Below are 9359 nucleotides of genomic sequence, written 5' to 3' on the forward strand. Positions count from 1 at the left end.
CTGAGTTTCGACTCCGCTCAACTCTCGATACTGGTAGGTTGAGCGAAGTCGAAACCGGATTGAACGGGTACTTTATTGAGTTGCAGATCCCTAAGCAGTGCTCATGCCAGCAATTCTCATGTTGAAAAAATTGGTCATTTGTTCGTTCTGAGCTTATCGAAGGACAAGCCGACTTCGACCAGCTCAGCCTGAGCGGTGTTTCTTGCTTCTGCCTAGGCATATTCCAGCAATTCTCATGTTGAAAAAATTAGTCATTCGTTCGTCCTGAGCTTATCGAAGGACAAGCCGACTTCGACGAGCTCAGCCTGAGCGGTGTCTCTTGCTTCTGCCCAGGCATATTGAAAATTGCTGCGCTCATTCTGGGGCGGCCAAAAAGACGCCTAAGCCATTGTGCACGCGGCCCACGGTGCTGCCGTGGCGGTTGATAATCGTGCCACCGAGATACAGGCTGGTAGAGTTGCCGCCATCCAGATTGAGGGCGTCGATCGCGCCTAGTTGTTGCATGATTTGCGCCGCTTCTCGCAAGGTGGGGCCGCGCCCCCCGGGACTAAAGTGGATGGCGACGAGTACCAGGTTGCCGTCCGGCGTGACGCCGATCGCGCTCCTCGGGGCCGTTTGGGCCGCAAAGGCCGCACTGAACCCTTCGGCTTGAGCATTCGCGACGATCTGCCCATTCTGAACCAGGATGGGGCCACCGCCGATCGCCATGGGGAAATTGCCAAAGTTGGGGGGGCGCAGGTCGGGCGTGAGGGCGATGGTGGTGCCCACGGGTAAGGCTTGGGCCGCAGAACGGAAGGAGCGCAATACGAGCAAATACCCCTGGGGCGGAATCGCGTAGGCTCCCGTACCGGCCGCACTGGCAGGTGTCTGTTGGACGATCTGGTTGCCATTCACGGTGACCACGATTTCGCCATCGGTGATGGGAGTGTAGGCCCGCCCCCAGGCGGCGGTGTAGAGGCCAATGCCCGCTTGCACATAGCCGCTGTTGACATGATTCACCGTGAAGGACTGCCCCTGCTGGGTGGTGAGGGTATGGGCCAGGGCCAGACGACTGAGGGTGAACTGGCGCTGGGCATTCCACGCGATCGCGCCGCGACCCAAAATTGGCCCCGAAATCCACTGGTTATCTCTGCGAATGGCCCCCAAGGGCAGCTGATTGTTGCGGTTAAAAAATCCGGCGTTGATGGCGACATAAGCCTGGTTAGTCGCGGCCATCGTTTTCAGCGGCGTGATGCCGGGCAGCTGGTTGGGACTGCTCCAGATCGGCTCTAGTTGGGTGCTGTCGCTCAGGCTCAGCCAGATTTGATGCACGGGGAAGCGGCGATCGCCCACGCTCAAATACTGCTGTTTCCACAACACCCCCGGTGCCCAGCGAATTTCGCGGGGAATGACATCGGCTTGACTGATGTCAATGACGATGCGGTTGGGGTTGGGCAAGCTCCACACTCGCGGGCGCGATGTGGCCTCAAAGGTGCCGCGAATTTGGATCTGTCCCCCGCTCGTGGTGACGGTTAGGGAGTTGAGTTGGTTGCCGTCCCCGGTAGTCAGGGCCTCTGGCTTAAAGTCCTGACCTGCCTGGGCCTGAATCGTCAGCGTGAACGCCGTGGCGTCTTCGTCGAAGCTCCACAACACGGGACGATCCACATCCAGCACGAGGCGATCGCCCCAGGTTTGTTTCCCGCGTCGTCCCGCCATTACCGTGCCTGACGGGCCTTGAATGCGCAAATTGTTGCCATCGGGCACCAGATGCCAGCCGCGTTGCGCTGCCCATGCCGTCAAATCGAGATAGCGGTAGCCCTGACTGAACCAGGTGGGCACAAAGTCGGCGTCATCCGAAAACCAGATCAGGGGCTGCTGGTCTGAGGTGGTACTGTTTTGCAGATCCAGACCCAGATGGCTCATCAGGGGCAGATCCGCCAGGCCAATGCGATCGCCCCGTTGCTCCCAGGGGATGGGGACGGTGCTGCTGCCCAGGGTGACGCTGGTGCCTTGGGCCTGGATCGGCACCTGCGCCACTGCCGGCACCAGTTTCGGTGCGGCTTGATTCTGTTCAGCGGACAGGGCGATCGGGGCCGCTTCGATCGCCATAACCAGGCCCAAAGGCAGGCTCAGGAGACTCACCCCCAGTATCGAGCTCAGCCAAGGGCCAGGCTCTTTCCAAGACGTTTTTCCAGGCATTGTCATCGGCATGCTCACTTTCCTTTGGGTTCCGGTCGGCGATCGCCCCAGGGGGTTCCTCAAAAGCGTAATCTTTCGCACAGCAAATCGATCCGTTTTCCCTTAAGACTGAAACACTCAATTCCAATTGCCACCCCTATTTTTCACTCATGATGGGGGTTAGAGGATGGGCCTCAGCCAGGCTCTGCATCATGCAAAAATAGGCAGTATAATCATCGGTCCAGGGTCGTGATAAAAATAGCTCTTGACGCCCTGAATTGATTTGACTGCGGCCTCCGTCTGAGCGAGCAGTGGTATCACTCGATGCCGGAGGAATGTTTTATAAGTGGACTGAGCGCCTGTAGGCCAGTTGCAAACTCCTGATTTCAGGCGACTTCTGGCAAGCCTGCCGAGGTGACCAGCCCCCACTGCGAGCAGTTGATCTAGATAGTGATCAATCGCATCAGCTAGGGCCGGTTAGCGCCGAGTCGCTTGAGGCGACTACTTTCGTTGACATCACATTTTTGAGCCGTCTCATGGGGAATATACCGTTGAACCAACACCCGTCCAACCAACATCAGACCAACACCATGCTCCAGTGGGGACCGCGGGCCATCGTTGAAGAACGAGACGCGTGTGGCGTCGGGTTTGTTGCGGATCAGCAGGGTCGCCCCAGTTTTAAGCTGGTGCAGCAGGCGCTGAATGCCTTGGGCTGCATGGAACATCGGGGCGGGTGCTGTGCCGATCGCGATTCGGGCGATGGGGCGGGGGTGATGACAGCGGTTCCGTGGGCATTGCTGCAAGGTTGGGCCCAGACTCAAGGCCTAGACGCGACGCTAACCCCGGAAAAAACCGGGGTGGCGATGGTCTTTTTGCCGTTAGCAGCAGACGCGGCGACGATCGCCCGAGAAATTTTTGAGACGGCGGCCCAGGCCGAAGGCTTTACCGTGCTGGGCTGGCGAGCCGTGCCCGTCAAGCCAGCGGTGTTGGGCATGCTGGCCAAGCAAAACCAGCCTCGGATTGAGCAATTCTTTGTGCAGTGTGACCACGCCAGCGGGGACGAGTTAGAGCGAGAGCTATTTCGCCTGCGCCGCCGCATCCATCGGACTCAAGTGAGTTGGCAAGGGGATGGGGCGATCGCCGCCGCGCTCAAAGACACCTACACCTGCTCCTTCTCGTGCCGCACCATCGTCTACAAGGGCATGGTGCGATCAGAGGTGCTGGGCCAGTTTTATCTGGATTTGCAGAATCCCGATTACGTCAGTCCTTTCGCCATTTACCACCGCCGCTTTAGCACCAACACCATGCCCAAGTGGCCCCTAGCCCACCCGATGCGCCTGGTGGGTCACAACGGCGAAATCAATACCCTCGTCGGCAACATTAACTGGATGAAGGCGCGGGAAGCCGACCTCGCCAACCCCATCTGGAAAGGCCACATCGAAGAACTGCTGCCCATTGTCAACATGGACAATAGCGATTCCGCCAACCTGGACGCCGTGATGGAATTGTTGGTGCGATCGGGCCGCAGCCCGTTGGAGGCGCTGATGATCATGGTGCCGGAAGCCTACCGCAACCAGCCCGATCTCGAATCGCATCCAGAAATCACCGACTTCTACGATTTCCATAGCGGTCTGCAAGAGCCCTGGGATGGCCCGGCGCTGATTGCCTTTGGCGACGGCAAGCAGGTTGCGGCGGCGCTCGATCGCAACGGGTTGCGTCCAGCCCGCTACATCGTCACTTCCGACGGGCTGATCATCGTCTCCTCCGAGGCGGGTGTGGTGGACGTGCCCATCGAGAGCATTGTGGAAAAAGGTCGCCTCGGCCCTGGTCAAATGATTGCCGTGGACTTTGAGACCCACGAAATTCTCAAAAACTGGGATATCAAGCAGCGCATCGCCGCCCAACAGCCCTACGGCGAGTGGTTGGCCCAGTATCGCCAAGCCATTCAGCCCCAACTCTTTGCCGAGGACGCGACGCTGGAGAGTGCCACACTGTTGCAGCAGCAAACGGCCTTTGGCTACACCGCCGAAGACGTGGAAATGATCATTCAAGACATGGCGGCCCAGGGCAAAGAACCCACCTACTGCATGGGTGATGACATTCCCCTGGCGGTGCTCTCGACCAAGGCCCACCTGCTGTACGACTACTTCAAACAACGGTTTGCCCAGGTGACGAATCCGCCCATCGATCCCCTGCGGGAACGGTTGGTGATGTCCCTGGAAACCCAACTCGGCCAGCGCGGCAACCTGCTGGAGGAACATGCCGAGTACGCGCGGCTGCTGAAGCTGGAATCTCCAGTACTGAACGAAATTGAGTTAGATCAGGTGCGAGAGTCGAGCTTCCCGACTGCCACGATTTCAACCCTGTATACCGTCAGCGATGGCCCGGATGGGCTGAAGCAGGCAATTGAGGCGCTGTGCGATCGCGTGGATGCGGCGGTAAAAGCGGGGAGTGAAATCATCGTGCTCAGCGATCGCGTGGATGCCGACGGCCACCCCTGCACCCTGACGGCAGATAGCACCTACATTCCCCCCTTGGTCGCCACTGGAGCCGTCCACCACCACCTGATTCGTGAGGGGCTCCGCATGAAAGCCTCCATCGTGGTGGATACCGCCCAATGCTGGAGCACTCATCACTTCGCCTGCCTGGTGGGCTATGGCGCGAGTGCGGTCTGTCCCTACCTGGCCCTGGAATCCGTGCGTCACTGGTGGCACGACAGCCGCACCCAAAAGCTGATGGAAACCGGCAAAATCGAGCGGGTGACGCTGAATGGGGCTCAGGCCAACTACCGCAAAGCGGTGGAGAATGGCCTGTTAAAGATTCTCTCTAAAATGGGGATCTCACTGATTACCAGCTACCAGGGGGCACAGATTTTTGAAGCCGTCGGCATTGGCGCGGACTTGCTGGAAACCGCCTTTCGGGGTACTACTTCCCGCCTCGGTGGCCTGACCCTGGCGGATCTGGCCCAGGAAACCAATATCTTCCATCAAAAAGCCTTCCCGGAACTCAGCGGCAAGCGGTTGGAGAACATGGGCTTCGTGAAAGCGATGCCCAAGGGCGAGTACCACATGAATACCCCGGCCCTGACCAAGGCGCTACACAAGGCGCTGGAGTCCAAAGAATATGACCACTACGAGGTCTACAAAGCGCAGCTCGAAGGGCGCACTCCCACGGCGCTGCGGGATCTGCTGGATCTGACGAGCGATCGCACTCCCGTTCCCCTTGACGAGGTGCAATCCGCCGCCAGCATTATGGAGCGGTTTTGCACGGGGGGCATGTCTCTGGGCGCGCTATCCCAAGAGGCCCACGAGGTATTGGCGATCGCCATGAATCGCATTGGTGGCAAGTCCAACTCCGGCGAGGGGGGCGAAGATCCCAAGCGCTTCAAAGTGCTGAAAAATGTGGATGGGGAAGGGCGGTCAGCGCTGTATCCCAACCTAAAAGGACTGCGGGACGGGGACACCGCCAGCTCCGCCATCAAGCAGGTGGCGTCGGGTCGCTTTGGGGTGACGCCCGAGTACCTGATGCACGCCAAGCAAATCGAAATCAAGATGGCTCAGGGAGCCAAGCCGGGTGAAGGCGGTCAGCTTCCTGGCAAAAAGGTCAGCCCCTACATTGCCATGCTGCGGCGATCGAAGCCTGGGGTGCCGCTGATCTCGCCGCCGCCCCACCACGACATCTACTCCATTGAAGACCTAGCTCAGCTGATCTTTGACCTGCACCAGGTCAACCCCAAAGCGGGCGTCTCGGTGAAGCTGGTGGCAGAAATCGGCATCGGCACCATTGCGGCCGGGGTCGCCAAAGCCAACGCCGACGTGATTCAGATTTCCGGCCACGATGGTGGCACGGGCGCGTCTCCCCTCAGCTCTATCAAGCACGCCGGACTGCCCTGGGAACTGGGCCTGACCGAAGTCCATAAGGTGCTGATGGCGAACCAACTGCGCGATCGCGTTCTCCTGCGCGTTGACGGTGGCCTGAAAACTGGCTGGGATGTGATCATGGGAGCCCTGATGGGAGCCGAAGAGTACGGCTTTGGCTCCATCGCGATGATTGCGGAAGGCTGCATCATGGCGCGGGTCTGCCACACCAACAACTGCCCCGTCGGCGTCGCCACCCAGAAGGAAGAACTCCGGAAGCGCTTCACCGGCATTCCCGAGCATGTGGTCAACTTCTTCTACTTTGTGGCGGAAGAAGTGCGATCGCTGCTGGCTCGTCTGGGTTTCCGCTCGTTGAACGAGATCATTGGCCGCACCGACCTGCTCCAGCCCCGCGACGGCGTGAAGCTGACCAAAACAGACTCGCTGACGCTGGCGACCCTGCTGGATCTGCCTGATGTGTCTACCGACCGCACCTGGCTGGAGCATGTCGGCATCCACAGCAACGGCCCCGTGCTGGATGACAAGATGCTGGCGGATGCCGACATCCAAGCGGCGATCGCGAACCACGGCACCGGGCAGAAAACCTTTAAGGTGAGCAACACCGATCGCACCGTCGGCGCGAGGGTATCGGGGGCGATCGCGGAGCAGTACGGCAACAGTGGCTTTGAGGGCCATCTCGACCTGACCTTCGAAGGCAGCGTCGGCCAAAGCTTCGGCGCGTTCAACCTGCCCGGCATGACCCTGACCCTGATTGGCGAAGCCAACGACTACGTGGGCAAAGGGATGCACGGCGGCGACATCGTGATCAAGCCGTTCCCTGGCATCACCTACGATCCGTCGGTTAACGTAATTCTCGGCAACACTTGCTTGTACGGTTCCACTGGTGGCACGCTGTATGCCCAGGGCATCGCGGGCGAACGTTTTGCCGTCCGCAACTCCCTCGGCCAAGCGGTCATCGAAGGCGCGGGCGACCACTGCTGTGAGTACATGACCGGGGGCGTTGTTGTCGTCTTGGGCCACGTCGGGCGCAACGTCGGCGCGGGCATGACCGGCGGCCTCGCCTACTTCCTGGATGAAGTGGGCACCTTCCCCACGCGGGTCAACCCGGAAATTGTGAAGGTGCAGCGGGTGATTACCGAGGCGGGAGCCGAGCAGCTCAAGGCCATGATCGCGGCTCACGCCGAGCGGACGGGCAGTGCCAAAGCCGCCAAGATTCTCGCGGATTGGGAGACGTATCTGCCGCAGTTCTGGCAGGTGGTGCCCCCCTCTGAGGCGGCTACCCCGCTGACGAACCCCGATGCCGTCGCTGAAGACAAAGTGCTGAGTTCCGTCTAGGGAATGGCTTTGACCATAGCCCCGCGAGGGGACGGTTCCCTGCTAATACGGCTGAGCCAGCCGGGAATCGTCCCCTTTTGTCAGTACGTCAGTTCGACAGACTCGTTTTGCCCTCTCTCCAAACCTCTCTCCCAAAGGGAGAAAGGCTTCAAACCCGAATGAATACGTGAGGAATTGTCTGGTGCAGAGTCGTTGGCGAGCATCGGTATCGTTTCGTCGAAATCACGTTGTCAGTCTGCTCATGGGGAGTGACGCGATCGCGTTGCCGAGGCCCGTTTGGCTGGCCTAGCCATCATGCCAGCAGCCATGGCCGGGCTTGGGCTGGCCCCCGGCGTAGTTGGGAAATGGAGGCGATGCGGAGCGCGGTCAGCATTCTGGCGGCTCTACCGTTGCTCTAATTGCTGCTCGGCCACCTGGCGAATCAGGCTAAACTGCTGGAACATTTGCCCCCAGGCATTTGAGGGGACTCGCAGGCGTTGGAGCATATCCGCGACCCCATACACACCGCCGGGGGTGAATAGCCAAAACTGGACTAAGTCGGGTTGATCGGGGAGAGCCTGATCAGGCAAACGAGAGGCGTCAGCTCGCGCCGTCTGAGCGAGTTGAAGAATCGTCTGGGCCGCTTCTGCCACCTGCGGTTCACTCCCGAGGCCAATGACCGCCCCCCCCGGTGTCGGGAAAAAATCAGCCTCACCACTGAGCCAGGCACTCATGGAGATCGCCCACAGTTGTGATGTGGACGAGTCCACCATGCCCACATCCATCAGAACACCATAGACGCGATCGCGCTCAGCGCTGACGCCACCGGCCTGTTCGGGCGATCGAGTAAACATCGTCTGACGCCAGCGTTCGTAGTCTGACGTGATGTTCAGCCCAGTGCCCCGACCGCTGGGCAAGTGAGTTTGCGCCTGGGTCGCTTTTAGAAAATCATGAATGGTCCGGTAGGTGGCATTAACGCGATCGCCGTCGTGGGAGTACAGCAACTCTTGAGGGGCCTGACCTTGAGCCACAAACTGGATGCTATAGAACCATTGGGTGCCCTGATTGCCATTGGCTTTTTTGCGGCGACGTTGGCGGGTGACGACGCTGACATCCTGCAATGTGGACAACGGCCACTGCCACTGCTGGGTGCCCCAGAGAGTTTTGCGATCGCACTGAATCTGATCCGTCCCCCGATCCAGCGTCAGCACTTCCGACTTGCACTCATCATTGAGTATCGTGCCCCCTAAGCCTCCGACGAGTCCCAAAATCAATAACAGGGGAATATTGACCGCCCCCGCCACGACGGCAATGCCGAGGCCCACGACGACGACCCCTAACATGACGGCGGGGAGCACCAACCGTTGACGATTAACTGAACTTTGTAGCCGCAGTTCCGTCGTCGTTTGGCTCACAATTTTCATGGGCTGATGGGGGTAACAGAAAATTAGAGTTTAATGTACCACTGAACGGGCGAGGGGTGATTCTGCCCTCCTGAGCACGACTCATTTGCCCGCGTTAGAGGGGGTGAAATTGCGCGGTTGCCGCCTGGGGCTACAACTCTGGCCGACTGGCTAGGCGCGATCTCACCTGCGCCCAGAGCGTCGGGTCGTTCTGGTACAGGCCCAAGGCCTCTAAAGCGCCTGCGGCCTCTCGTTGGGGGGCGGCGGCGAGCAGTTGCAGCAACCACTGGATCGCCTCCTCCCGGCGCAGCAGGGCGATCGCCAACAAGCCCGTTTGCCGCAGTTCCTGATGGGTGGTGCGCTGCCACCAGTCCCGCAGCACGGGGAATGCCTCGGGGAGCCGCGACTCGCCCAATACCAGAGCCATTACCCCCGCCGCCGAGGTCGGGTCGGCCCGGATCGCGTCCAACTGCGCCGTCAGCGCTGCTAATTTTCGAGACTTCGCCATGACTCACGGTGGGCTTCAGCACCTTAGGGACTTGCGCGCAAAAAAGATCCCCATGAACCGAGTTTCGACTCCGCTCAACTCTCGATACTGGTAGGTTGA

At 59.8% G+C, this 9359-nt stretch carries 4 protein-coding genes; 1 reads left to right on the forward strand and 3 read right to left on the reverse strand.

Features of this window, described 5'->3' with window-relative positions:
* Positions 1–354: 354 nt before the first annotated feature.
* Positions 355–2088 carry a phosphodiester glycosidase family protein gene (locus JUK32_RS15445; protein ID WP_204139763.1) on the reverse strand — a complete coding sequence of 578 codons (1734 nt, stop codon included), beginning with the start codon at positions 2086–2088 and terminating at the stop codon, positions 355–357.
* A 605-nt stretch (positions 2089–2693) separates the two neighbouring features.
* On the opposite strand from JUK32_RS15445, the gene JUK32_RS15450 reads away from it, so the two are divergent.
* Positions 2694–7370: a glutamate synthase-related protein gene (locus JUK32_RS15450; protein WP_204139764.1), complete on the forward strand. Its 4677-nt coding sequence runs from the start codon at positions 2694–2696 to the stop codon at positions 7368–7370.
* 383 nt (positions 7371–7753) lie between these two features.
* Here the strand turns inward: JUK32_RS15450 and JUK32_RS15455 are convergent, their stop codons facing one another.
* Both JUK32_RS15455 and JUK32_RS15460 read right to left on the reverse strand, forming a co-directional pair.
* On the reverse strand, positions 7754–8773 hold the full coding sequence (locus JUK32_RS15455; RefSeq protein ID WP_204139765.1) for a hypothetical protein: 1020 nt from the start codon (positions 8771–8773) through the stop codon (positions 7754–7756).
* 130 nt (positions 8774–8903) lie between these two features.
* The gene (locus JUK32_RS15460; protein WP_204139766.1) at positions 8904–9260 is read right to left on the reverse strand and encodes a HEAT repeat domain-containing protein; all 357 of its coding nucleotides are present in this window, start codon (positions 9258–9260) and stop codon (positions 8904–8906) included.
* Between the last annotated feature and the right edge of the window lie 99 nt (positions 9261–9359).

Source organism: Halomicronema sp. CCY15110 (genome assembly GCF_016888165.1).
GTDB lineage: Bacteria > Cyanobacteriota > Cyanobacteriia > Phormidesmidales > Phormidesmidaceae > Halomicronema.

What these genes read in the sequence shown, in the direction of transcription:
- JUK32_RS15445 (WP_204139763.1), bottom strand. Translation starts at nt 2,088, where the DNA reads ATGGCGATCGAAGCGGCCCCGATCGCCCTGTCCGCTGAACAGAATCAA.
- JUK32_RS15450 (WP_204139764.1), top strand. Translation starts at nt 2,694, where the DNA reads ATGGGGAATATACCGTTGAACCAACACCCGTCCAACCAACATCAGACC.
- JUK32_RS15455 (WP_204139765.1), bottom strand. Translation starts at nt 8,773, where the DNA reads ATGAAAATTGTGAGCCAAACGACGACGGAACTGCGGCTACAAAGTTCA.
- JUK32_RS15460 (WP_204139766.1), bottom strand. Translation starts at nt 9,260, where the DNA reads ATGGCGAAGTCTCGAAAATTAGCAGCGCTGACGGCGCAGTTGGACGCG.